This window comes from Rothia sp. L_38 (assembly GCF_050689125.1).
Taxonomy (GTDB): Bacteria; Actinomycetota; Actinomycetes; order Actinomycetales; family Micrococcaceae; genus Rothia.
This window is the reverse complement of record NZ_JBOEQD010000003.1, coordinates 57,129-81,722: the sequence shown is the minus strand read 5'-3', so window position 1 is coordinate 81,722 and position 24,594 is coordinate 57,129. Positions and strand designations below refer to the sequence as shown.

General features: G+C 58.2%; 20 protein-coding genes. 13 read left to right on the top strand and 7 right to left on the bottom strand.

Annotated features, from left to right (window positions below; all coding sequences use genetic code 11):
• Positions 1-3 precede the first annotated feature (3 nt).
• A complete protein-coding gene (locus ACRCJM_RS02935) occupies positions 4-540 on the top strand; it encodes an asparaginase (protein ID WP_237211986.1) in 537 nt (178 codons plus the stop codon).
• Between the two features lie 81 nt (positions 541-621).
• Here the strand turns inward: ACRCJM_RS02935 and ACRCJM_RS02930 are convergent, their stop codons facing one another.
• Complete coding sequence (locus tag ACRCJM_RS02930) at positions 622-1,275, bottom strand: potassium channel family protein (RefSeq protein WP_237185374.1); 654 nt, start codon at positions 1,273-1,275, stop codon at positions 622-624.
• A complete protein-coding gene (locus tag ACRCJM_RS02925) occupies positions 1,266-1,958 on the bottom strand; it encodes a potassium channel family protein (protein ID WP_237199538.1) in 693 nt (230 codons plus the stop codon). Before ACRCJM_RS02925 ends, ACRCJM_RS02930 begins: the two co-directional genes overlap by 10 nt.
• 188 nt (positions 1,959-2,146) lie before the next feature.
• Here ACRCJM_RS02925 and ACRCJM_RS02920 point away from each other — a divergent pair, with 188 nt between their 5' ends.
• The 6 genes from ACRCJM_RS02920 to ACRCJM_RS02895 all read left to right on the top strand — a co-directional run bounded on the left by ACRCJM_RS02920 (position 2,147) and on the right by ACRCJM_RS02895 (position 8,456).
• On the top strand, positions 2,147-4,099 hold the full coding sequence (locus tag ACRCJM_RS02920; RefSeq protein ID WP_431463747.1) for an APC family permease: 1,953 nt from the start codon (positions 2,147-2,149) through the stop codon (positions 4,097-4,099).
• Between the two features lie 34 nt (positions 4,100-4,133).
• Positions 4,134-5,588 (top strand): class I SAM-dependent RNA methyltransferase, encoded by a 1,455-nt coding sequence (locus ACRCJM_RS02915; RefSeq protein WP_431463746.1) that lies wholly within the window; start codon positions 4,134-4,136, stop codon positions 5,586-5,588.
• A gap of 504 nt (positions 5,589-6,092) precedes the next feature.
• On the top strand, positions 6,093-6,275 hold the full coding sequence (locus ACRCJM_RS02910) for a hypothetical protein (protein WP_431463745.1): 183 nt from the start codon (positions 6,093-6,095) through the stop codon (positions 6,273-6,275).
• A complete protein-coding gene (locus tag ACRCJM_RS02905) occupies positions 6,276-7,046 on the top strand; it encodes a hypothetical protein (RefSeq protein ID WP_431463744.1) in 771 nt (256 codons plus the stop codon).
• A 33-nt stretch (positions 7,047-7,079) separates the two neighbouring features.
• Positions 7,080-8,045, top strand: a complete 966-nt coding sequence (locus ACRCJM_RS02900; RefSeq protein ID WP_431463743.1) for a DUF4365 domain-containing protein — start codon at positions 7,080-7,082, stop codon at positions 8,043-8,045.
• Positions 8,046-8,057: 12 nt separating this feature from the next.
• Positions 8,058-8,456 carry a hypothetical protein gene (locus tag ACRCJM_RS02895; RefSeq protein WP_431463742.1) on the top strand — a complete coding sequence of 133 codons (399 nt, stop codon included), beginning with the start codon at positions 8,058-8,060 and terminating at the stop codon, positions 8,454-8,456.
• A 246-nt stretch (positions 8,457-8,702) separates the two neighbouring features.
• Here ACRCJM_RS02895 and ACRCJM_RS02890 read toward each other — a convergent pair whose 3' ends face one another.
• The 4 genes from ACRCJM_RS02890 to ACRCJM_RS02875 all read right to left on the bottom strand — a co-directional run bounded on the left by ACRCJM_RS02890 (position 8,703) and on the right by ACRCJM_RS02875 (position 10,822).
• The gene (locus ACRCJM_RS02890; RefSeq protein WP_431463741.1) at positions 8,703-9,497 is read right to left on the bottom strand and encodes a dihydrodipicolinate synthase family protein; all 795 of its coding nucleotides are present in this window, start codon (positions 9,495-9,497) and stop codon (positions 8,703-8,705) included.
• Between the two features lie 107 nt (positions 9,498-9,604).
• Positions 9,605-10,198, bottom strand: coding sequence for a hypothetical protein (locus tag ACRCJM_RS02885; protein ID WP_431463740.1), 594 nt, complete (start codon positions 10,196-10,198; stop codon positions 9,605-9,607).
• Entirely contained in the window at positions 10,195-10,431 is a 237-nt protein-coding gene (locus ACRCJM_RS02880) for a helix-turn-helix domain-containing protein (protein WP_431463739.1), read from the bottom strand. The genes ACRCJM_RS02885 and ACRCJM_RS02880 overlap by 4 nt, the downstream gene beginning before the upstream one ends.
• Before the next feature lie 193 nt (positions 10,432-10,624).
• Positions 10,625-10,822 carry a DUF7455 domain-containing protein gene (locus tag ACRCJM_RS02875; RefSeq protein ID WP_237189203.1) on the bottom strand — a complete coding sequence of 66 codons (198 nt, stop codon included), beginning with the start codon at positions 10,820-10,822 and terminating at the stop codon, positions 10,625-10,627.
• A gap of 223 nt (positions 10,823-11,045) precedes the next feature.
• Between ACRCJM_RS02875 and ACRCJM_RS02870 the strand changes: the two genes are divergently transcribed.
• The 6 genes from ACRCJM_RS02870 (at position 11,046) to ACRCJM_RS02845 (ending at position 21,808) form a co-directional block, all read left to right on the top strand.
• Positions 11,046-13,139, top strand: a complete 2,094-nt coding sequence (locus ACRCJM_RS02870) for a DNA gyrase/topoisomerase IV subunit B (protein ID WP_431463738.1) — start codon at positions 11,046-11,048, stop codon at positions 13,137-13,139.
• Between the two features lie 86 nt (positions 13,140-13,225).
• Entirely contained in the window at positions 13,226-14,242 is a 1,017-nt protein-coding gene (locus ACRCJM_RS02865; protein WP_431463737.1) for a malate dehydrogenase, read from the top strand.
• A 284-nt stretch (positions 14,243-14,526) separates the two neighbouring features.
• Complete coding sequence (locus ACRCJM_RS02860; RefSeq protein WP_431463736.1) at positions 14,527-16,098, top strand: cytochrome ubiquinol oxidase subunit I; 1,572 nt, start codon at positions 14,527-14,529, stop codon at positions 16,096-16,098.
• Between the two features lie 17 nt (positions 16,099-16,115).
• Positions 16,116-17,195 (top strand): cytochrome d ubiquinol oxidase subunit II, encoded by a 1,080-nt coding sequence (gene cydB, locus ACRCJM_RS02855; RefSeq protein WP_431463735.1) that lies wholly within the window; start codon positions 16,116-16,118, stop codon positions 17,193-17,195.
• 183 nt (positions 17,196-17,378) lie between these two features.
• Positions 17,379-21,080, top strand: coding sequence for a thiol reductant ABC exporter subunit CydC (gene cydC / locus ACRCJM_RS02850; RefSeq protein WP_431463734.1), 3,702 nt, complete (start codon positions 17,379-17,381; stop codon positions 21,078-21,080).
• Between the two features lie 230 nt (positions 21,081-21,310).
• Positions 21,311-21,808, top strand: a complete 498-nt coding sequence (locus ACRCJM_RS02845) for a hypothetical protein (RefSeq protein ID WP_431463733.1) — start codon at positions 21,311-21,313, stop codon at positions 21,806-21,808.
• Positions 21,809-21,997: 189 nt separating this feature from the next.
• On the opposite strand, the gene ACRCJM_RS02840 is transcribed toward ACRCJM_RS02845, so the two are convergent.
• Entirely contained in the window at positions 21,998-24,565 is a 2,568-nt protein-coding gene (locus tag ACRCJM_RS02840) for a DNA gyrase/topoisomerase IV subunit A (RefSeq protein WP_431463732.1), read from the bottom strand.
• Positions 24,566-24,594: the final 29 nt, after the last annotated feature.

Genomic DNA, 24,594 nt, shown 5'->3' with positions numbered 1-24,594 from the left:
CCCATGCCTGAGACTGAGTCTCCTTTTACCCAGCAGCGGGCCGCCGGGCCGGTGACCCGTCTGGAAGAGTACCCCGAGCGTTTTCGTGCCAGGGCCGCCGGGCGGGTAACCCGCGTGCATATGTCGCATGTGGGGGCTAACCCCCGGTTCGAGGTGACCTTGCTGGTCGATAAGTCTAAGCCCCTGCCCCCGGCCAAGACCCACCCCATGACGGGTATGCCCATTGCAGAGACCGGTGAAGATCTTGATGACACCACCGATGTGAGCACCACCGAAGACACCTCAACCGGTCAGATTTCTGTGCTGGATGAGGAGACCGGCTTCACCACCCGGTTTAGCGTCAACCGGGCGGCTCCCCGGGTGCTCTACCCGGAGTTCCCGCCCCTGAGCCCAGGTACGGTGCTGACCCTGATTTGGCAGGGCCAGCGTCAGGTGCCGGGTATAGAGGCAGGTGGCTATCTTCGGGTTTCGGGCATGCTGAGCACCCGCGAGAAGCCCCTCATGTACAACCCGCGCTACGAGATTGTTCCGGCCCTCTAGTAGCAGGCACAAGGACGCCGGCCCCACCTTCTTTATCGAAGGTGGGGCCGGCGTCCTTTTTACTGATAAGCAGGAAGAAGGCTAGCTGAAGAGGGCGCGGATGTCGTCCTCACCGGTGGGGGTGGTGATGAAGAAGAGCTCGTCGCCGCCCTCAATCACGTCGTCGCCGCTGGGGGTAATCGGTACCCCGTCACGCAGGATAGCGGTAAGGGTGGTCTCGTAGGGCCACTGAACGTTATCGACGGTATGACCAATAATCGGGTGGTCGGTGGGCACGGTGTATTCGACCAGGGTGGCGCTGCCGGTCTTGAGGGTCAGCAGGCGCACGACGTCGCCCACCTCAACGGCCTCTTCCACCAGAGCGGTCATGAGGCGGGGTGTAGAAACCGCAACGTCCACGCCCCAGGAGTCGTCGAAGAGCCATTCATTTTTGGGGTTGTTCACGCGGGCCACGGTGCGGGGTACCCCGAACTCGCTGCGGGCCAGCAGCGATACCACCAGGTTGGTTTTATCGTCGCCCGAGGCTGCCACAATGACGTCCGCGTTCTCGGGCTTGGCCTGGCGCAGGACGGACAGCTCGCAGGCGTCCCCAATCACCCAGTGGGCGTGCTGAATGTCGCTGCGGGAAATCGCCTCGGGCTTGATGTCGATAATGGTGACCGTGTGGCCGTGAGAAAGCAGCTCGCGGGCGCTTGATGAGCCCACCGAGCCAGCACCGATGATGATTACTTCCATTCCAGATCCCCCTCAGCATTGCGTGCCGGGGGAGCACCCAGCACCCTGGCAATGTCGTTGATGTCTTCGGTGCGCATCATGGCGTGCACCGTATCGCCCTGCTGGTAGGAGGTCTCCTTGGTGGGGAGCATACCCTCCCCAAACCGGGTCAGGTAGGCCACGCGCACACCGGCAGCCTGCTCAATCTCCGTCAGGGCATGCCCAGCCCAGTCCTCGTGCAACTGCAGCTCACCGAGCATCAGACGTCCCGAAGCCTCACGAAAATCACCGGCCATAGCCTGCTCCGGCAAAATGCGGCGCAGCACCTGGTCGGTCGACCAGCGCACCGCAGCCACCGTAGGAATACCCAGACGCTGGTAGAACTCAGCCCGGTTGGGGTCGTAGATACGGGCCACCACGTGCTGCACCCCAAAGGTCTCACGGGCCACACGAGAGGCAATAATATTGGAGTTATCGCCAGAAGACACCGCAGCAAAAGCGTAGGCGTGCTCAATACCGGCCCGCTTGAGGGTCTCGCGATCAAAGCCCACACCGGTCACCTTCTTACCCGCAAAATCCTTGCGCAACCTGCGGAAAGACCGGTCATCCTGATCGATCACAGCAACCGAATGACCCGCATCTTCTAGGGTATGGGCCAGCATAACGCCCACACGACCAGCACCCATAATCACAAAATGGGGCACTTAGCACCTCACGAAACCACGACGGAAACAAACATAAACCCCGCACAGCAGGGTTGCCTCTAGTCTACGCCCGGCGGCCCCACCACCCAACCGGCGCGCCATAGCCGCGCGGAGGCGTCCTGACCCACGAGCAAAATGTGGTGTGTATAGCTGTGTTTTCCCCGCTCTACCGACTACGGTTAGAGCCTGTGAGAAATATTAGGAGCGCGGCCACCCGCCTGATTTTTGGTGCCCCCGTCACCAGCAGGCACGCCAAGAAGGGCAACCTGCCCAAACGCCGTGCCCTACCCCTGTTCGGGGCGGACGGGTTCTCGTCGGTTGCCTATGCCCCCGACGAAATTTTGCTGACCCTGCTCCTGGCCGGCCACGGTGCCCTAGCCTACTCACCCCTGGTGGGGCTGGGCATTGCCCTGATTCTGCTGGTTGTGGTGGGTGCCTACCGCTATAACATCCAGCATGTGGGGGAGCACGGCGACTTCGCCCTGGTGCGCCAGAACCTGGGGATAACCGCCGCTATCGTGCTGGGCGCTGCCCTGATGGTTGACTTTATGCTCACGGTTGCGGTGTCGCTGTCTTCTGCTGCCCAGTACCTTGAGTCGATTACCCCGGTACTGCTGGGGCATCAGCGGCTGATTGCCTGTTTCCTCATTGCTCTGGTGACCTTTATCTGCCTGCGCGGCCTCAAGGTGATGCTGCGGGTGTCGCACCTTCCCTCTTATGTCTTTTTGGTTCTGCTTGCGGTAACCGTGGCCTGCGGTCTCATTGCGGACGCCACCGGGCAGCTCGGGCGCGCGGTATCGGCTGAGTATACGGTGGTGGTACCTGACGGTGCTGCCGAGGTGCTGACCACCCAGCTCGGTGTTGGCCTGCTGTTGGTGAGGGCTTTTGCCTCGGGTTCTGTGGCGCTGACCGGGGTAAACACCGTCAGTAACGCCGTGAAGGCCTTTGCGCCGCCGCGTCAGCGCAACGCTGCCACCAGCCTGATGGTGATTGGCGGCCTGTCTGCCCTGTCCCTGCTGGGGGTGCTCTACCTGGCCCGGCAAACCGGGGTGGTCAGCGTCCTTGACCCAGCTCAGGGGCTGCTGATCAACGGGCAGCCCGCGGGCGAAGACTTCCACCAGGTACCCGTGCTCCTGCAAATTACCGATGCTATTTTTGGCCTGCCCTTAGCCAGTATCCTGCTAGGTACTGCCACCATCGGAGTGCTGATGGTCGCAGCCATGACGGCCTTCACCGGCTTCCCCATGCTCGCTACCACCATTGCGGCCAAACAGTACCTACCAGTACATCTGTCGGCCCGAAGCTCAGCCTCCCTCTACGCCAACGGTGTGCTGGCCCTGGGCGTTAGCTCCATGCTGCTAGTTGCTATCGTCGGGCCCAACGTGCATGCCCTGGTACAGATGTATATCGTGGGCGTCTTTACCGCTATGACCCTCACCCAGTACGCGGTGCTTCGCAACCGCTGGCGGGCCCAGCGCATCACCCTCGACACCAAAAAACGCCGCACCCTCTGGCGCGATATCGGAATCAGCGCCATCGGTACCGGGGCCTCGGTCACGGTGCTCGTCGTGATTATCCTTACCAAGTTCACCCACGGTGCCTGGTTCACCGTACTCCTCACACTTCTTCTGACCTGGCTCATGATAAAAACCAACACACACTACAGCGCCATCGACCGGCAGCTGGCTCTCTCAGCCGACCCCGACCAACTGGCCGCAGACCGGGCCCTGCCCTCACGCGTCCACGCCCTCATCTATGTCGAGCGGGTGCGCAAACCTGTGCTCCGAGCCCTGGCCTACGCGCGAGCTTCCCGCCCTTCCTCCATCGAGGCTCTGGTGGTGAATGTCGATGAAGCCCGCACCCGCGAAAACATCGACACCTGGGAAGCCCTCGAACTGCCCGTCGACCTGACCGTGCTCGACTCGCCCTACCGCAACCCGTCCGCCAGCGTGCTGGACTACGTGCAGCATATGCGCCAAAAATCCCCCCGCGACGTGCTGGTGGTCTACCTGCCCGAATATGTGGTGCCCCACTGGTGGCAGGGCATCTTCCACCGCCGCACCGTGCACAAACTCAAAGCCCGCCTGCGCCACGAACCCGGTGTGGTCGTTGCCTCCGTACCCTGGCAAATTGACTGCTAACACCCACCCAAGCCCTACCCCAAGCGAGAATCACATGACCACTCTTCCCACCTCCCCCGAACCCGCTATCGGTGACCTCCTAGAACTCACCCCCGAACGCCCCGCCCACGGTGGTGCCCTGGTTGCCCGGGCGGGGGAGCGGGTCATCTTCGTCCGCCACGGCGTCGTGGGGGAGACCGCCACAGCCCGCATCACCGGCCGCGGCCCCAAAGGCCGCTTCTTCTTCGCAGACGTCGTCTCAGTGGATGCCCCCTCACCGCAGCGCCGCCCCCACCCCTGGGCACCTGCGGACGCGCTCGCGTCCGCCCAGCCTCTCGGCGGTATGGAATACGGCCACCTGGATCTTGCCACCCAGCGGGCCTATAAGCAGCAGATTGTGACCGAACAGCTGGTGCGCCTGGGCGGTGTGCCCGCTAACCACCCGCTACTGGCTAACCTGCTGGTCCATGCTCTACCCGGCGATGAGCAGGGGCTGCACTGGCGCACCCGAGTGCATTTTGCGGTGGAGCGCGAGAGCCAGCAGATCGCCATGTTCCCGCACTCTAGCTCGGTGCCTGTACCAGTCACGGGCTTCCCCCTGGCCGATGAGCGCATCGAGGCCTTAGAGCTGCACCGGCTCAAACTAGCCGGTATTACCCGGGTTGATGTGGCGGTTTCCGCCACCGATATGGTGGCCGTGGTCTTTACCGTATCTGCCCGCACCACGCCTGCCGAGGTTGCCGCGGATATTGAGGCCCAGGCCCGATCCTTGTGGGGTTCTCTAGAAGAGCGCATGATCACCCTGGTCTTTACTCCCGAGAAAAAGGGCGGACGCCGCCGCGGCACCAAACCCGCCGACATCATCGCCGGGGCCGCCACCCCCAACCTGCTGGAGACAGCCACCGTCTACGCCCAGGACTTCTACTGGAACGTGGGCGCCACCGGCTTCTGGCAGATCCACCGGGCCGCCCCCGAGGTGCTGGGTAACGCTGTGCTTGAAGCTGCCCGCCTGTCGCAGGGCATGACGGTCTACGACCTCTACGCCGGTGCCGGCTTCTTCACCGCGCTCGCGGCGGACGCCGTGGGGGACAGGGGCACGGTTTTGTCGGTCGAGGGATCTCCCGTGACCAGCCGCAATGCGTCTGAGAACTTTGGTGACGAGGGGCCCTCCCGCACCCACAGATCTGAGCGGACGCGCGTGCGCGTCGAACGCGGGGACGTCGGGCAGGTGCTTGAGCAGGTTTCTGCAGACGTGTCTGCTGGGCGCTTTGCCGCCCCGGACGTCGTCATTTGCGACCCTTCGCGTGAGGGCGCTGGCCGGGCAGTGATGGAACAGGTTTCTGCCCTGGCCCCCCAGCGGATTGTCTATGTGGCCTGCGACCCGGCTGCCCTGGGCCGCGATACCGGCTACCTGCGGGCAGCAGGCTGGCGGCTGGAGTCGGTTGAAGCGTTTGATATGTACCCCAACACCCACCACGTTGAGTGCGTTGGACTGCTCGTAAAAGCCTAGAAACCTTTGAACGAAAGGGATGTTGAAAAGCCTTGAAACCAAGGCTTTTGTATTGAGGTGGGGAAGTATCAGAGTAACTACCTCAATTGAGGTAATTAAGTTGCTGGGGGATTTGAGAGAGATTTATTTTTGTAGACACAAGGTGGGGGTTGTGGGGTAAGGAGTATGAGGGAATAGATGTCCCCCGCTCTGTGATTTTTATATTAGAGTTCTTAACTGAGAACAGTGATTTGTTTGATGGTAAGTGGGAGAAATCTTAACAGAGAACTGATTACTTGATAGGTGCTACAGTATGACCTTAAGTGATCTGTTTAAGCAAGAACAGATAGATTTCAACATTTCTGAGAGACTCCTCTATCAGAATAGAGCTTGATGGAGAAATCACCGTTCGATTCCTGGAAGGAACAGAGGGAGACATAAAGAGAGAAAGGCTGTAACGACGGTGGGAAGCCATTGTGGTTACAGCTTTTTACGTTTTTGGTAAAATAAATCATATCAGAAAAGGTGGGAGTTATAGAAATAATTATGGAGAAAGAGACTTTTCGTGAGAGATTAAAGAGTTCTGAGTTGGAGGAAGCGATTTTGCCTATTTTTGATTTCTTTGAGCCATTTATCCATCAGGAATCAAAATTTAATGAGAGTGAAGATAAAAATTACTCTGTAGAATCAGTATTGGAGTGTTATTAAATGTTGGTTGAACAGAACATCAGGGGGAGCATCTCAGTTTTACGTAAAAAAGTTAGTTCAGAAGATTATGTAGCTATGAGAAGTTTTGTGTTGTCTCTTCATCAAAATACAATTCAATTTTTAACAAATGAGAAATGCAGGTCCAGAGTAAAATGGAAAAAGCTTTTAAATTCCTATATAGACGTTTCGAGATTTTTTAGAAAAAGAAAAATACAGCTTCTTCAGGACGGATTTCCTGTTGAGGGTCAACAAATAGTTTTAGCGATGAGGTTGATAGATCCACAAGACGATAATATTAAGGCAGATGATAAAATTCAAAATATATGTAATTTGTTTATGAATGATCCGACTATAATAGTTGTTCCTATTCATGGGTGTTCTACTGATGTATTTAGAACAATTTTGGATAGATTTCCATTACTGAATATTATCCGTTTAGTGGGCCATATATATACAAAACCTAACGGGGAGATATTGCTTTCTTTTGTAGACTCAAACATGATTTTTATAAAATTTAGAAATTGGATTTCTAACCATAGATTTTCTTGTTCGTTTCTTAATTGTCGTTCAAGTTTAGAATTTGCATTGGGTTCACCTTTACAAAAGTCAAACTTTTCTATCCTGCATAGTGGTCAAGTTGTATCGAGCATAGCATATGATTTTTCGGAACATTTCTATACAGTGATTTCAAGTGGTGGAGATTTTAAAGGTGCCTGGCAAGCAGCTGTTAAAAATTGTACCGAGTCCCCATTCAATTACTTGTGCTGTTAATACGTTTAGTTATATAGAGAGGTAGATAGTGATATGGCTAGTAATACTGAGAGGATTGGCATACATCAGTGTGGATTAATTGCAGAAAGAAATAGTTGGATGTTTAGAGAACAGCCAGTTAATGACATAGGTATAGATGCTCATATGGAATTTGTTGTAGACGGTAAGCCAAGGCAACACCTTGCATTACAAATCAAGTCAGGAGCAAGTTGGTTTAGGGAGAAAAAGGATAACTGCATCATTTTTAGAAATATAAATGAGAGGCAGTACAATTATTGGACGATGAATTCTCTTCCGTGTATAATTGTTTTATTTAATCCTGATGATGGTATGTGTATTTGGCAAGAATTAACTCCTAAAACAATTGGAAAAACTAAAGAAGGAGAAGGCAAAGGCTATTATGTGAAAGTTCCTATAAATCAAGTTTTTTTGGATGAACAATCAAATAATCTTCTTCTTTCTTATACTAACTTACCTCAGCATATTCAAAACTATAACTTTTTACTGTCTCAGAAAAAATTTATGGAAATTATTCAAAATGGAGGTGAAGTTAAATTACATTCAACAGAGTGGGTAAATAAGTCGAGTGGTAGAGGAGAAATAAAGTTAATTGTTAACGAAGGTAATGGTATAATTGAATATGCGTATCCATATTGGTTCCCATATACTTCCTATATCGATGTTTTTCCACAATTATTTCCATGGGCAGATTTTTCTGTTGATGAAGAATTTTTCGAAGAAAGTGATTGTGAATTATGGAAACAGTATCACTGTTATTATGATAGAGAAGTCAATTCATGGCTAGTAGTAGGAGACACATTTGAGGAATTTCGTCAAAAATTAAATCCAATGCGATTCATTGATCACGCTGGAGAAGTTGCGGAGTATATGTTAGTCCTTAGTTTAAATGAGTTGGGTCAGTCATTCTTAAATTTAGAACAATTTATATCTGAGAATAGACCATACGCTAAAGCAAGACCAGAATCAAAAGAAAAATAGAGGAACTTTTCTATGAAGAAACTTAAACTTAATAGTGGTATCAAACTAGAGAAGACCATTGACGGGTATCGACTAAATCCTACTGAGAAATATGTGATTAATCTAGAAGATGAAATGGAATTTTCTATCTCAACATTACAATCAGCTCATATGCTTGGTTTCCCGCCAGCATTTAAAAATTGGCATGCATGGCTTTTTGAAAATGGTTTTAGTGTAGAAAGTCCAAATCCAACAAATAAGTTTGTCGAAAAGTTCTATGGTGTTGAACCTCTTTGGAAAACTCCATATTCAATGGGGATAGTCGTACGAGCAGAGGATGATGATGATTATTACATTGTTATGGAATGTAGTAGAGAAAATAAAGGTTTTAAACACACGCAAATAATTCTTACTTTGGGTGGGTGCATATAAAATAAGATTAAAATTTCTAACACAACATTCCGTTCCACAGTATAATTCCAACATAACTTTCACCCGTTTCGTTTATTAGTATAGAAGCAAGCTCCCAGTACACGTCGAAGCGGTGGTAGCGGTTAGCCGGTACGGGGCATAATGGTTCCCCGGAAAAGACCAGATAACTCAGAAAAGACCAGAAAATCAGAAAAACCCACCTGGTTCGTGGGTTTTTCTGATTTAAATGGTACCTACTGGCGGAGGTTAGCTATCTGCACCGAGTGGGAGACGGCAGGAACCAAGGCTATGGCCTGTGACCAACGGCAATTCTGCTTTGAGGCGAGGAAGAACCTGGTGGCTGTACAGCTCTGTAAGTTGGGTGTGTAAAGGTTCTGGGCAGGGGCCATCTGATTGTACGAGAAGAGTCTCGAACCAGGTCTTAACCTCTTGCGGGTAGAGGTTGCCACCAATAGATGAGAGCCTGGAACACCCAGCTTGAATGCTGTCGGAGAGACCAACCTCGCCCCCTGCATAGAGAGGAAGGTGGGGCAGCATCTCGCTGATTGTCTTTATCTGTGTTGGGCCAGCCGCCTCTTTAATCCCTGCTAGGTTGGGCAGGTCCGATAACTTTTCAAGGGTCTCAGGGGCCAGATTGAAGCCGGTTCGGGCTGGGTTGTTGTAGAGCACGATTGGCTTGTTGGTATGGTCTGCAACTTTGCGGACGTAGTAGGTAGCTTCATTTTGGCTGGGGCGTATATAGGGTGGGAAGCCCAAGACAATGCCTGTTATATGTGCTGCTTCTTGGAGTTCTTTGACCAGCTGCGTGGTGTCTCTGAGGCGGACACTAGCTGCCCCAAAGAGAAGTTCGAACCCTTGAGGCGTTGTTAGATTACCTAATGCGGCAAGGAGTTCCAGCTTTTCAGCAGGAGAAAGACTGTGCTGCTCTCCTGTACTTCCGCAGACCATCACAGAGTTTATATCTTTGCTGATGAGCCACCCTATGTGTTTCAGGGGGGCTGCTGTTTCGAGAGCTTCATTGGCGGCAAAGGCTGTGGGCACGGCGATATGAAAGGCTTCTTTAAGCGTGGGAGGATCCTTGGCGAGGGTCTGTTAGGGGTTGGCGCTGTGGTGCTCAGTTAGGTGAAGTTGGTGGTAAAAAGTCGTTTCTAGATGGTTCCGTCTGAGTCTTCTTGCAGAGTTATTCCTCGTCGTAGGGCTCCCTCAATAAAGAACAGGGTGGCAATAAAGAGAACTGTTATTAGACCCTGATCGGACATAAAAGTTGGTTCCCACTCAAGTTTGCTAAGCCCAGCAGATTTTTCTATTCCGCGGGCGGTCAAATCGGTGAGTAGGGAGTACCCAAGCATTCCGACCAGCAATACAATGGGAGCAACCCGAAGGCGGTTCAGCGCCCTGAGCGTGAAATCTGCCTTGCGGTAAAAAGACTTAGCGACCTGATGAAGAAGTACAGCTACACAAAGGTACATGAGGAACTTCCAAGCAAAAGCTGACCAAGCCAGAATCTGGGTGCCTGTGCTCAGCCCCTCCGAGCTGACCCAGTAGGTACCACCCTCTAGCTCAGGGTTGTAGCGGTGAAGAGAGCTAGGAATTCCATGCTCGGGCCACTGCACAAAGGCAACATAAAGAATAAGAACTACAGCAAAAGCTGTATAGATCGTCGCAACTGAGAACTGGTGTTCAGCAGGCTGAGGCTTGCTGTTGTCGGCTGTAAGACCAAAATATTTTGATAGAGCTTTCATGAGTCTTTTCCTTCGTCCTTGTAGGTAAAGATGTCACCAGGGGTGCAGTTGAGTACCCGGCAGAGGGCAGTGAGGGTGGTAAACCGGACGGCGCGGGCGCGGTTATTTTTCAGTATGGAAAGATTCGCAACAGAGATTCCAACGTGATGTGAGAGGTCCACCAGGCTCATGTTGCGCTCTTCCAGGAGCTTATCTAAGTGGCAGGTGATGCTGTGTTCTTCTTCTGATGCCATAGGGTCCTTTGCTGCGGTGAGTCATATTGATTATCAATATGGCCCTATCGTTTCATATTGAAAATCGATATGCAAGGCTTCTTTGGGCCCAATACGAAAAAGAAAAGACCATTTAAATCAGAAAAACCCACCTAGTTCGTGGGTTTTTCTGAAGTAGATGGTACCTACCCTGCGGGGCGGGGCGGAGCAGGCGTTAGCTGAGGCGGTCGGTCTGGTCGTCCCACTCGACAGCTACAGCGCGCAGGGCCTCCTCCTTAGCACGAGCGTGGTGGCCGCAGAAGAGCAGGTCCAAACCTGACTCCATCACCACACGCACATAGGCCTGGGCGCCGCAGGCATCGCACCGGTCAGCAGCTGTCAGTTCGCGGCGGGTCTCAAGAGTTGCACTCACGATAGGCTCCTTTCAAAAGCTTTCTTTCTTACCCTCCATACAACCACCGACCGGGCCGCCCCGCACGTCCTTTCGCCCACAGCGCTAAACCCCTGGCGTCAGCCCAAACCGACGCCGGGCGTCCGCACCGCCACAACTCAGGCACCGTAGCACCAAGCCCCGCCAACCCGAACACATGTACTAGACTAGATAGGCGTCCCGTCCATACCTGCAGGAGAGTTTCGTGGCAGCAAACAACTACACCGCCCGCAACCTATCGGTGCTCGAAGGCCTCGAAGCCGTGCGCAAACGCCCCGGCATGTATATTGGCTCCACCGACTCGCGCGGCCTCATGCACTGCCTCTGGGAAATCATCGACAACTCGGTCGACGAAGCCCTGGCAGGGTTCGGCCAGTCTATCCAGGTGATTCTCTACAAGGACGGCTCGGTTGAGGTACAGGACGACGGCCGCGGCGTACCCACCGACATTGAACCCCGCACCGGCCTCTCCGGCGTTGAGGTGGTCTACACCAAGCTGCACGCCGGCGGTAAGTTCGGCGGTGGCTCCTACAACGCTTCGGGCGGTCTACACGGTGTAGGTGCCTCGGTTGTGAACGCCCTGTCCTCCCGTCTGGATGTGCAGGTAGACCGAGGTGGCAAAACCTACCAGATGAGCTTCCGTCACGGTGTTCCCGGCATCTTCGATGACGCCCGCACTCCCAAACCCGACGCCCCCTTCACCGCCTCATCCGATGCCCTGCAGGTAGTGGGTAAGGCTAAGCGCGGGGTCACCGGCACCCGCGTGCGCTACTGGGCCGACCCCATGATTTTCACTCCGGACGCCCGGTTCAGCTACGAGAACCTGGCAGCCCGAGCCCGCCAGACCGCCTTCCTCATTCCCGGTCTGCGGATTGCCGTGCGCGATGAGCGTCGCCTGCCCGGCACACCCGGCGAGTTCGAGACCCACGAAGAGGTCTTCCAGCACGATGGTGGTATCTCTGAGTTCGTGGACTACCTTGCCCACGACCAGGCCGTGACCGACATCTGGCGTTTCACCGGCACCGATACCTTTACCGAGACTGTCCCCGTGCTCGATGCCGAGGGGCACTCCCAGCTGACCGAAGTGGAGCGCGAGTGCGAGGTTGATGTTGCCCTGCGCTGGGGTACCGGCTACGAAACCAAGCTGCGCACCTTCGTTAACATCATCGCCACCCCCAAGGGCGGCACTCACCAGACCGGCTTTGAGCAGGGCCTGCTCAAGACCTTCCGCAAGCACATTGCCGATAATGCGCGAAAGTTCAAGGCGGGCACAGACAAGATTGAGAAGGACGACGTGCTGGCAGGGCTTACTGCCGTGCTTACCGTGCGCCTGGCTGAGCCCCAGTTTGAGGGCCAGACCAAGGAGATTCTGGGTACCCCGGCGGTGCGGCAGATCGTCTCCAAGGTGGTTGCCAAGCAGCTAGCTGCCAAGCTGACCTCTACTGCCCGGGGGGAGAAGACCCAGGCAGCGGCTGTTTCTGAGAAGGTTGTTGCCGAGATGAAGTCGCGTATCTCAGCGCGAGTTCACAAGGAAACCCAGCGCCGTAAGAACGCCCTGGAAACCTCCTCCATGCCCACCAAGCTGGTGGACTGCAGGTCTACCGATGTTGAGAAGTCTGAGCTCTTTATCGTCGAGGGTGACTCGGCGCTGGGCACAGCCCGCCTAGCGCGGTCCTCTACCTACCAGGCCCTTTTGCCTATTCGTGGCAAGATTCTGAACGTGCAGAAGGCCTCCCTGACCGACATGCTGGCCAACGCCGAGTGCGCCGCCATTATTCAGGTTATTGGGGCTGGCTCTGGCCGCACCTTCGACCTGGAGCAGAAGCGCTACAACAAGATCATCATGATGACGGACGCGGACGTGGACGGTGCCCACATCCGCACCCTGCTGCTGACCCTCTTCTACCGTTACATGCGGCCGCTGGTTGAGGCAGGCCACGTTTACGCTGCCGTACCGCCCCTCCATCGGGTTGAGGTGGTCAACCGGGGTAAGGCTAATGAGATGGTCTACACCTATTCTGAGAAGGAGCTCCACGAGCTCTTGGATAGGCTGGAAGCTGAGGGCAAGAGCTATAAGGAGCCAATCCAGCGCTATAAGGGTCTGGGTGAGATGGACGCCGACCAGTTGGCTGAGACCACTATGGACCCCCGTCATCGGATGCTCCGCCGGGTGCGAGTGGAGGACGCCGAGGCTGCCGAACGGGCCTTTACCCTGCTGATGGGCTCAGAGGTTGCCCCGCGTAAGGATTTCATTATTCGCGGTGCGACCAAGCTGGACCACACAGCAATCGATGCCTAACAACAATCAACTGGGCTGCGATTTGCGATATGCAGGTGCGGCGTGCCGGAGTCTGTGCGACCTAGCAACTGGGTAAAATGTTGCCCATGACACATGCAAAGAAGCACCCTGTTACTGTCACCGTGACCGGCGCAGCCGGCCAGATTGGTTATGCCAGTCTCTTCCGCATCGCGGCGGGGGAGATGCTGGGGGCTGATACCCCCGTCCGCCTGCGTCTACTCGAAATACCCGCCGGACTCAAAGCCGCTGAAGGCACCGCCATGGAACTTGCAGACTGCGCCTTCCCCCTGCTTGAATCGGTTGACATTACCGATGACCCCACCGTCGGCTTTGAAGGCAGTAACATTGCCCTGCTGATTGGTTCCCGCCCCCGCACCAAGGGCATGGAACGAGCCGACCTGCTCGAAGCTAACGGCGGTATTTTCTCTGTGCAAGGGAAAGCCATCAATGACCATGCCGCTGATGACGTCAAAGTGGCTGTCGTGGGCAACCCGGCTAATACCAACGCCCTCATTGCCGCCTCCCACGCACCGGACGTCCCCTTAGAACGCTTCACCGCTCTGACCCGCCTTGACCATCACCGCGCGGTTGCTCAGCTGGCTGCTGCAACCGGTGCGTCCGTACCCGAGATTGACGGCATTACTATCTGGGGCAACCACTCAGCCAGCCAGTACCCCGACCTTTTCCACGCCACCGTCGGCGGCCGCCCGGCCCTGGATGCTCTTGCAGAAAAGAATCTGGGTCAGGCCTGGATCGAAGAAACCTTCATCCCCACCGTCGCCCAGCGCGGAGCTGAAATTATCGCGGTGCGCGGTGGGTCTTCCGTCGCCTCCGCTGCCCACGCCGCCCTAGCCCATGTGCGCGACTGGGTCCTGGGTACGGGGGAGCGGACCACCTCAATGGCAGTGCCATCCGATGGATCCTACGGTGTGCCCGAGGGGATCATCAGCTCCTTCCCGGTCAGGTGTTCAGCAGGTGGATATGAGATTGTTCACGGTTTAGAGCACTCGGATTTTGCCCGCCAGCGCATTGCCGCCTCTGTAGCAGAGCTGGTTGAAGAGAAGGACGCCGTCGCCCAGCTTGGTCTGCTCGGCCCCCGTTAAACTCGCTGCCCCGGTGTGACTAGACAAAGTGTCACTAACTGGGCACTCGGTGTAAAAACCGGCAGAGACTCCCGCACAACCCCAGTAGGGTAGCGGGAGTCTTAGCGTTTAAGTGACCTTTAGTGAACCGTCAAATCACCTGGTGAAGGGGTCAAAACTACCCTAAGGGCACGCTCATACAAGCCCGCTATCCTAGAGCACAACACAACCGCACCGTTGCGCCGGGCAGTCGGCAGAGATGCCAGCCCGCAGACGGTGTTTCACTTTAACTCTCAAGGATGTCAATGGATCCCCTCGAACTAGCGCGGTGGCAATTCGGTATCACCACCGTCTACCACTTCATGATGGTTCCGCTGACCCTGGGCCTGGGCGCCGTCGTATCTGGCTTCTACATCGCCTATGTGCGAACCAAGAAGCACGAATACAAGCGCATGACCAAGTTCTGGGGCAAGCTCTACCTCATCAACTTCATCATGGGCGTTGCAACCGGCCTCGTCCAAGAATTCCAGTTCGGCATGGCCTGGAGCGAATACTCCCGTTTCGTCGGCGACGTCTTCGGTGCACCTCTGGCCATGGAAGGTCTGCTGGCCTTCTTCGTCGAGTCCACCTTCCTAGGCCTCTTCATCTTTGGTTGGGACAAGCTGGCTCCCAAGGTACACGCAGCCTGCCTGGTTATTGCAGTTGCGGCCTCCTGGCTCTCGGCCTACTTCATCATCGTGGCTAACTCCTGGATGCAGCACCCCGTAGGTGTTGAAATGATCGACGGCCGCCCCGTCATGACCGACGTCTGGGCCGTGCTCACCAACAACACCGCCCTGGTGGCCTACCCCCACGCTATCTTTGGTGCCCTCCAGGTAGCCGGTGGCTTCCTGGTCGGTATCGCCTGGTACAAGCTCTGGAAGCGTCGCCGCGATGGCATCGACACTATCGGTGAGGACGGCAAGGTTATCGTCGGTGAAACCACCGAAGGTGCCCGCGACAAGACCGACTTCAAGGTATGGTTCAAGTCCCTGCGCATTGGCGCTATCGTTGGCCTCCTGGCCTTCGTGGGTACTGCCTTCACTGGCCACCACCAGGCCCAGCTCATGATTGAGCAGCAGCCCATGAAGATGGCAGCGGCAGAAGCAGCCTGCCACGACGGTACCGGTTTCTCCGTTCTCTCCCTGTCCTCACCGGGTGCCCAGAACTGTGACGAGGTGCAGGCTGTTATTGAAATCCCCGGTCTGCTCTCCTTCCTGGCCTACAACAACTTCACCACCGACGTCCCCGGCATCACCACCCTGCTGCCCCAGTACGAGGAAACCTACGGCACCACTATCCCCGATAACCCCGAACTCTACGGGGAACGGGCCGGAACCGAGGTTGAATACCTGCCCCTCATGGAAGTGACCTACTACGGCTTCCGCGGCATGATCACCTTCGGCGGCATCAGCGCCCTCTCCTTCCTCTACGTTTTGTGGGTGACCCGTAAGAAGGGCGAAGGTACGGTTCCTGAGGCCAAATGGATCTCCAACCTGGCAATCGCGGGTATCCTAGCCCCTTTCGGCGCTAACGCCACCGGCTGGATCTTTACCGAAATGGGCCGCCAGCCTTTCGTCGTTGCCCCCAACCCCGATGGCAACCCCGCCATCATGATGTTCACCGCCGCCGCTGTCTCGCCCGGTGTCTCCGGCTACGAGATCCTTTTCTCACTGATTTCACTGGGTCTGGTCTACGGTGTGCTCATGATCGTTGAGGTCTACCTGCTGGCCAAGTACGTTAAGGCCGGTGTGGCAGCGGCTATGCCCGAGTTGGTTGAAGATCCACACGATACCGACGAGAAGAACGACCGCGACGTGCTCGCGTTCGCCTACTAAGAAAGGGGCTTACACACATGTTTGAGCTTTTTGCTGATCAGCCTCTTCTGCCGACCCTCTGGTTCGCCGTCATTGGCTTCTTCTGGGTGGGCTATATCATCCTCGACGGCTTCGACCTGGGCGTAGGCATGCTCATGAGCAGAATCTTCGCCAAAAACGAGAAAGAACGCCGTCTGCTGCTGAACACCATCGGCCCTGTTTGGGACGGTAACGAGGTCTGGGTTGTTACCGCTGGCGCAGCCACCTTCGCAGCCTTCCCGCTCTGGTACGCCTCCCTCTTCTCAGCCCTCTACATCCCGCTGACCCTGGCCCTGCTGGCCCTGATTTTCCGCGCTGTTGCTATCGAGTACCGCGGTAAGAAGGACTCTGAGCGCTGGATCGCCGGCTGGACGCTTGCCATCTCGCTGGGCTCTTTCTTCATCGCCTTCCTGATCGGTGCCCTGCTGGCTTTGACCTCCACCGGCCTGCCCATCAACGCAAACGGTGACCGTGTGGGCGGTGCCTTCGCCTGGCTAACTCCCGCTGTCTTTATGGGCGGCCTGGCCATGGTCGGTGTTTCCCTGGTCATGGGTCTTGCCTTCATCGCGCTGAAGACCGACGGCGAGGTGCGCCACCGTGCCGGTGCTGCCCTGGTCAAGTTCTCACCCCTGCTGGTGCTCCCGGTTGTCGTCTGGGTCGTTTACATGCAGGTGACCACCGGTAACGGCATCTCCTACGCCCTGACCGTCCTTGCCGTGCTGGCTCTTGCCGCTGCCTGGTTCTTTGCCAGCCGCAGGAGCGAGGGTAAGGCCTTCTCCGGCTTTGCGGTATTTGTGGGCTTCGGCGTCCTGGCCATCTTCCTGGCCCTATACCCCAACGTCCTGCCCTCAACCCTCGATGAGGCCTACAACCTCACTATCGCCAACGCGTCGAGCTCCGAATACACCCTGCGCGTGATGAGCTGGGTCGGTCTCTTCGGCATCCCGATTCTGCTCGTCTACCAGAGCTGGACCTACTGGGTCTTCCGCAAGCGCCTGCGCGTTGAGAGCATCCCCGATGCCCACGACGCCACCGAACTGGCCACCCGCGCCACTCGTGCAAGCGCCCACAACGCCTAGCAGCTAGCACACGGCGTAGAGATGAAAGGACGTCGGGAGCAGCTCCCGGCGTCCTTTCGCCTACCTTGAGAGGCAGTGTGCTGACACCCACTGCCCAGCTACCGACATCGGGGTCTACCCCACCCAGAAGTTCCCACTAGAATAGTGAACAAACTATTCGCGGCACCAAGGACACTATCGAGAATGACCGCTCCCACAACGAGCAAGCGGCCCCCGCTGGGGCCCCACGCCAAGAGAAACCTCACCGTTTTTGCCGTGCTCACCGCACTCAAAACCCTGGCGCTCATTGTCTTTGCCGCGGTGCTGGGCACCGCCATCACCCTGCTAGCCCGCATGACCTACGCGGTGCTCTACGAGGGGAAAACCTACGAGTCTGCCCACGCCGAGCAGCTTGCCGTCTTCGCCGGTAACGGCCAGGCCCAGCTCACCGGTATCTTCTTTGCCGCCCCCTTCATGCAGCCGGGCCTGCTGTCCCTGGCAGTCACCGGCGTCATTGCGCTTTTGGTGCGCGCAGCCGCCGACTGGTCCCTGGGCTTCTACGCCCAGCAGGCAGCGGTAGGTGCCAAAACCACTATCCGCCGCAAACTCATCCGCCGCGTCCTTGCCACCGGCGGTATCGACACCCCCGACGGCACCGGTGCCACCGCCGTCCTGCTCTCCCGCGGCCTTAACGCCCTGGATGACTACTACACCAAAACCCTCACCGCCTTTGTCTCCACGGCCGTAGTACCCACCCTGCTACTGATTTTCATCGCCTTCTACGACTGGGTCTCAGCCCTGGTCATCATCTGCACCCTGCCGCTGATCCCCCTCTTCATGGTGCTCATCGGCCGAACCACAGCAGAAGACACCGCCCGCGCCCAGCGCGACCTACTGCGCCTCTCAGACCACATCGTCGAACTGGTCAAGGGCCTGCCCGTGCTGGTGGGCCTGGGGCGCTCGCGGGCTCAGTCCAAGGCGCTGGGCGATCTGGGGGAGCGATACCGCAAGGCCACCATGTACACCCTGCGCTCGGCCTTCCTCTCATCGCTGGCCCTGGAACTGATTACCACCATCTCGGTGGCCCTGGTAGCGGTGCTGATTGGCCTGCGCCTGGTGGAGGGAAACCTGGGGCTCGACGTCGCCCTCTTCGCCCTGCTGCTGGCCCCCGAGTGCTACCAGCCCCTGCGCGATGTGGGTACCGCCTACCACCAGTCTGAGGACGGCGTGGCAGCCCTCCGCCGCGCCGAGGCCATCATCGACCAGCCCATTCCCCACGCCACCGTCGCCCCCGGCGGCGACCGCATCTCGGTGCGCCAGCTCTCTGTCGCCTACCCGGGCCGCGACCGCACCCTTACCGGCGTGAGCTTTACCCTGCGCCACGGAACCACCACCGCAATCACCGGGCCTTCCGGCTGCGGCAAAACCACCCTGCTCTCGGTACTGGGCGGAGCCTTGCGCAACGACCTGGTACCCACCGGCACCACCGAACCGGTGCACGTCTCCGGCCTGGTATCTGGCACCGGCTCCACCGTCTGGATTAGCCAGTCACCCACCTTCATCGCCCCCACCGCCCTGGCAGAGGTCGCCCTCTACGCCACCGTAACCCGCGGCGAAGGTGCCCTCGAAGGCATCAACTACGCCTCAACCCTGCTCGATGATTCCGTTGCCTTCACCGCTGAGGACCGCGACTACTTCACCTCCTTCCTGCACTCCGTAGGGCTGGCTGACCTCGCCGACCTGCCGCCGGAAGCCCTCTCAGCTGGCCAGATGCGCCGCCTTGCTATTGCCCGCGCCCTGGCCCGCGTTGCCACACTGCAGGCCCAGGAAGAACGCGTCACCGTACTGATTGACGAACCCACTGCCCACCTTGATCCTGTTTCAGCGGCCAAGGTGAATGTCGCCCTAGCTGCCCTGCAGGAAACCGGCGCAACCCTGATTATCGTCACCCACGACACCGCCCTGGCTGCCGCCACTAACAACCTGCTCCAGGCGACCTCAAAGCCCCACGGCGTTACCTGGGAGCTCACCGCCCAGAACGCCGATGGGCTGGGCGGCTACGCTCTTGCGACCCTGGCGGACGCCGTCGCCACCGGCGAGCTCGAAGACTCGGCCCCCGTCCAGGCTGCTGCAAGCTCAACCGAACAGGCGGCAGAGCCAGCCGCGGCGGGCGTCCTAAAGACCCTGCGTCACTTGGGGGAGCTCACCGGCATCCGCAAGCGCGATATGGCCCTGCCTATCCTGCTATCGGTACTCACCGTGGTCTTTGCTGTCAGCCTTACCGCGCTTTCTGGCTGGCTCATTGTGCGCGCCGCTGAGCAGCCCGCGATGATGTACCTGCTGGTAGCCGTTACCGGTGTCCGCTTCTTCGGCCTGGGCAGGGCGACCTCCCGCTACGCCGAACGTCTTCGCACCCACAACCTGGTGCTGGGGGCAGCTAACACCCTGCGCGTGCGCGCCTGGGATGCTGCCGGACGTACCGTCCTGTCGGTGCGCTCCCTGCTGCGAGGGGATAAGATCCTTGACCGACTGGTCGGCGACATCGACGAGCTGCGCGACGCTATCCCGCGCGTCATCTTGCCGGTTGCCGCCCACCTGATCGTGATGCTGCTGGTGCTGGGCGTGACCGCCTGGGCCACCCCGCAGGCCCTGCTGCCGGTCGTCATTGCAGTTCTTATCTCTACCTTCGTGATTCCGGCAGTGGTGCTGCGTGCGGACGAGCGCGCGGACGCCGTTGCCCGCCGGGAAACCTCTGCCATGCTCCGCCTGGGCGTCTCGGCCCTGGATGCTGCTACTGACCTGCACAATAATGGCCTTGACCAGACCGTTGCCCTGGCTGTTTCCCGCCAGGACGGCTATGCCCAGGCCTCCCGCCTCAAGAGCTCCCGCGCTATCGGCGTGGGCCAGGGCCTGATGGTCGTTACCTGGTGGGGTGCGGCTCTGGCTGTGATTGCCAGCGTCTGGCCTGCCGTTGAAGCTGGGGAGGTTACCGCGCCGACCGCAGCTATCGTCATTTTGATGATGACCGCCCTGTTTGAGACCACCGCAGCCCACCTGGACGCCGTTCGTGGCTGGCCCGCCTTCGCTGCCCTGGTTGCCCGTACCCGCGCTAACTTTGAGACCGTGGACGCTACTGCCGCAGTTGAGGGGCAGGACGCCGGTACGGGCGAGATCCGAGATATTCTTGGGGATCCCGGTATCGGGGCTAAGAACCGGGCAGCGCATAAGTCCATCACCCTGGAGCTGGATTCGCTGGCAACCCGCTGGCCCGATATGGAGCAGCCTGTCTTTACCGGCCTGTCAGCGTCTGTATCGTCGGGGCAGTGGCTGGGTATTACCGGACCCTCGGGCTCGGGCAAGACAACGGCTCTGGCTACCCTGCTGGGCTTCTTGCCTGTTGAGCAGGGGCAGATTCGGGTGAACGGTCATGCCTTTGATGCCCAGTCTTTGCGCGGGTACGCGGCCTGGTGCCCCCAGTCTGCCTATATCTTTGAGTCCACTATCGCTAATAACCTGGCGATTGCCCGTTCGGCGGACGAGCGCCCCACCGATGAAGAGATGTACGAGGTGCTTGACCGGGTAGGGCTGGGCGATTTTGTGCGCTCCCTGCCTGCTGGCCTGCAGACCCTGGTGGGGGCCGGTGGTTCTTATGTGTCGGGCGGTCAGCGTCAGCGCATCGCTATTGCCCGCACCCTGCTGGTTGATTCGCCCCTGCTGCTCATGGACGAGCCGACCGCCCACCTTGACGCCCCTGCCGCTGTTGCCCTGATCAATGAGGTAGCCCGCGGTACTAAGCGCGCCCCCGGCCAGAAGCTCAAGGGCAAGACCAAGCTGCCTGCGGTCGTCCTGGTTTCCCACCGTGCCGAAGACATTGCCGCCTGCGATACCGTGGTGAAGCTTCGATAGGTAAGAAGACAGAACCCCCTCCCGGCTTACCTGCACAAGGACGGCCCGGGAGGGGGTTTTCGTTTCTCAGGTGGGGCTGGCGCACGTTACTGCCGCTGGCCAATATCTAGGGGTAAGGCATCAGAGACGGAGTCAGGGGACCCTTGTTGGCTGTCTGGAAATTTGATACGGGGGGTATAGTGTGTTCTAAAAACCTGGTATCTATCGAGACAGACTACGGAAGGATTCCCATGCCTACTCGTCAAGAGCACAGCTACGTTGCGCCCCTGACCAAGAACTTCAAGCTCATCCTCTGGGGGCTCATAGTTTTTGAGCTGTTGAGCGTCACCCTGCCTATCATGATTTTTGGCCCAGCTGATCAGGACGGCAGCAGCCAGGGGCTTCACATTTCGGCGTTTGTGGGAGCTGCCGTAGCCCTGATCATTATTCCGATCATCTTCAGCAGTACCCGCATTGACCTGCTCGAAACCTCCATCAAAATCACCACCATGAAGTTCTTCTCGAAAGAACTACCCTACAGCGAGATTGAGAAGGCAGAAGTGGGGCCAGAAACCGGTCTGGCACAGGGGGCCGGTCTCAGAATCATGGGCGGAGGCAACACCGGCTACCTGACCGGCGGCCCCACCGTTACCTTTACCCTGACCAACGGTAGCCGGGTGACGGCGTCCGCTACCAACCCCGAACAGGTGGTTGCTGAGGTGAACTCCCGGCTGCGTTCAGCAGTGTAATGGAAGAAAGTAGCGGGCGCGCCCGTAACCGATTGCAGGGGAGGGGGTGTTGGTGTGCCTGCTGGCTCGGGGCTGGCGTGAATTGGGCGAGCGCCCCAGCGCGAGCCCAAGAGGGTCGGCAGGCACACCAACACTCCATTCCCCGCTAACCAGGTTTTAGGGTGAGGGCGCGCCCGCTACTTTGTCTTTTTAGAAGAGAGCATCCTCTTCAACCTGAACTTCAGGCTGACCGGCGGATTCTTCTGACACCGCTGATACAGGTGCGGGGGAGGTTAGGGCCTGGTAGTTGGGGCCGATAGCGTCGATGCTCTGGGCAAGCAGGACGCCGGAGCCATCGCGGGGGCCGAACTCGGTGGGCAGGGTGCGGGCAACACCGGCTGCTGAGACTGCCTTGGCGGGGCCGACACCCACCCAGGCTAGAGCCAGAGCGGTTTCTCCCTTGAGGAAGCGGTGGGCTCGCATGCCGCCGGTTGCGCGTCCCTTTTGCGGGAATTCGGTGAGTTCGGTGACTTTGGCGGTGGCTCCGTCTTCGCCGCCGTCGGTGATAGTGACGACTTGGGCGTCCGCGCCGGGAGCGGTGACGCCGAAGGCGATGAGTTTGTCGTCGTCGGCTACCTTCATGCCGGCCATGCCGCCGCCGGTGCGTCCTTGGGGGCGGACCTTGGCGGCGTCGAAGGTGAGGAGTTTGGCTTGTTCGGTGATGAAGGTGAGTAGGGCGTCGTTGGAGTCGCAGACCGAAACGCCCACCACGGCGTCCTTGGGCTTGAGTTTCATGATCTCAAACTCGGTGGCGTTGAGCGGGTAGTCGGGGTTGACTCGTTTGACGACGCCGCGTTCGGTGGCCAGGGCCAGGATGGCATTGAGCGGTGCTAGGCCGACGAGCTTTTCGCCGCGGGCTAGGGTGATGGCGTCCGCGGCTTTGACGCCACTGGCGGGCTGGGGGGTGCCGCCGGCTTCTTCGAGGACGGGTAGGTCGATGACGGGCACACGAATCAGGCGACCGCTTGAAGTTACCGCACCGATTTCGCCGCGGGCGCTGGTGGGCACGATGGAGAGGTAGGCGTCGTGTTTGATGCGTTTGCCCGGGTCGAGCAGGGTGGGGCGTTGGCCCTTGACGCCGCTGGTGCGCCCCAGCTGGCCCGAGGTGGAGAGCAGGACCCAGCAGGGGTCGTCCGCGATTTCCAGGGAGAGGCCGGCTTCTTTTTTGGCCTTGGAGGCGGACGCCGACAGGGCGGCCACCGCGTCGGCCAGCTCGTCCTTGGTGACGATTTTGGTGCGGCGGTCGGTGCCGTATTCGTCGGCGACCTGCTGTAGTTCTTCGGAGACGAGGGCGCGGAGTTTTACGTCGGAGCCGAGGATTTCTTCGAGGGAGGCGATTTCTGCCAAGAGTTCGTCGCGTTCGGCTTCAAGTTCGATGCGGGAGTACTTGGTGAGCTGGCGCAGGCGCAGTTCGAGAATGTGGTTGGCTTGTACCTCGCTCAGGTTGTAAATCTGCATGAGGCGCTCACGGGCCTGGGCGGTTTCGTCGGAGGAGCGGATAATCTGGATAACCTCGTCGATATCGACGATGGCTACCAGCAGGCCCTCGACCAGGTGCAGGCGGTCGCGGCGCTTGCCCAGGCGGTGGCTGGTGCGGCGGCGCACGACGTCCAGGCGGTGGTTGACGTAGACGTGCAGCAAATCGAGCAGGCCCAGGGTCTGGGGCTGGCCGTCCACCAGGGCTACGTTGTTGATGCCGAAGGAGTCTTCAAGCGGGGTGTGCTTGTAGAGGGCGGCGAGCACGGCCTTGGGGTTGAAGCCGTTCTTGATTTCTATGACCATACGCAGACCGTTTTTGCGGTCGGTCAGGTCAACGACGTCTGAGATACCCTGCAGCTTCTTGGAGTTGACGCCGTCCTTGATTTTTTCGATGACCTTTTCGGGGCCAACCAGGTAGGGCAGTTCGGTGACCACAATGCCCTGTTTGCGGGCGGTGACCTGTTCGATGGAGACCTTGGCGCGGGTCTTGAAGATGCCGCGGCCCTTTTCGTAGGCGTCCTTAATGCCGGAGGTGCCCACGATGGTGCCGCCGGAGGGCAGGTCGGGGCCGGGCACGAACTTCATGATGTCTTTGAGGGTGGCTTCGGGGTTATCGAGCAGGTGGCGGGCTGCTGCGATGACCTCGCGCAGGTTGTGGGGGGCCATGTTGGTGGCCATGCCGACGGCGATGCCGGCTGAGCCGTTGACCAGCAGGTTGGGGTAGGCGGCGGGCAGGACGGCCGGCTGCATGAACTGGTTATCGTAGTTGGGCACGAAGTCCACGACGTCTTCGTCGAGGTTGGCGGTCATGGCGAGGGCTGCCGGGGCCATGCGGACCTCGGTGTAGCGGGAAGCTGCCGGGCCGTCATCCAGAGAGCCGAAGTTGCCGTGGCCGTCGACCACGGGCAGGCGCATAGAGAAGGGCTGGGCTAGGCGCACCATGGCGTCGTAGATGGCGCCGTCGCCGTGGGGATGGAGTTTACCCATGACTTCACCGATCACGCGGGCGCTCTTAACGTGGCCCTTCTCGGGGCGTAGCCCCATCTGCTGCATCATGTAGAGGATGCGGCGCTGCACGGGCTTGAGGCCGTCGCGGGCGTCAGGCAGGGCACGGGAGTAGATGACCGAGTAGGAGTATTCCAGGAAGCTGGTTTCCATCTCGCTGGTCACGTCGATATCGACGATATTTTCGACGACGTCGGTGGGGTAGTCATCGTGCGCGGTGGTGCGGCGAGCCATGGGAACCTCAAAGCAAATAGACGGTGAAG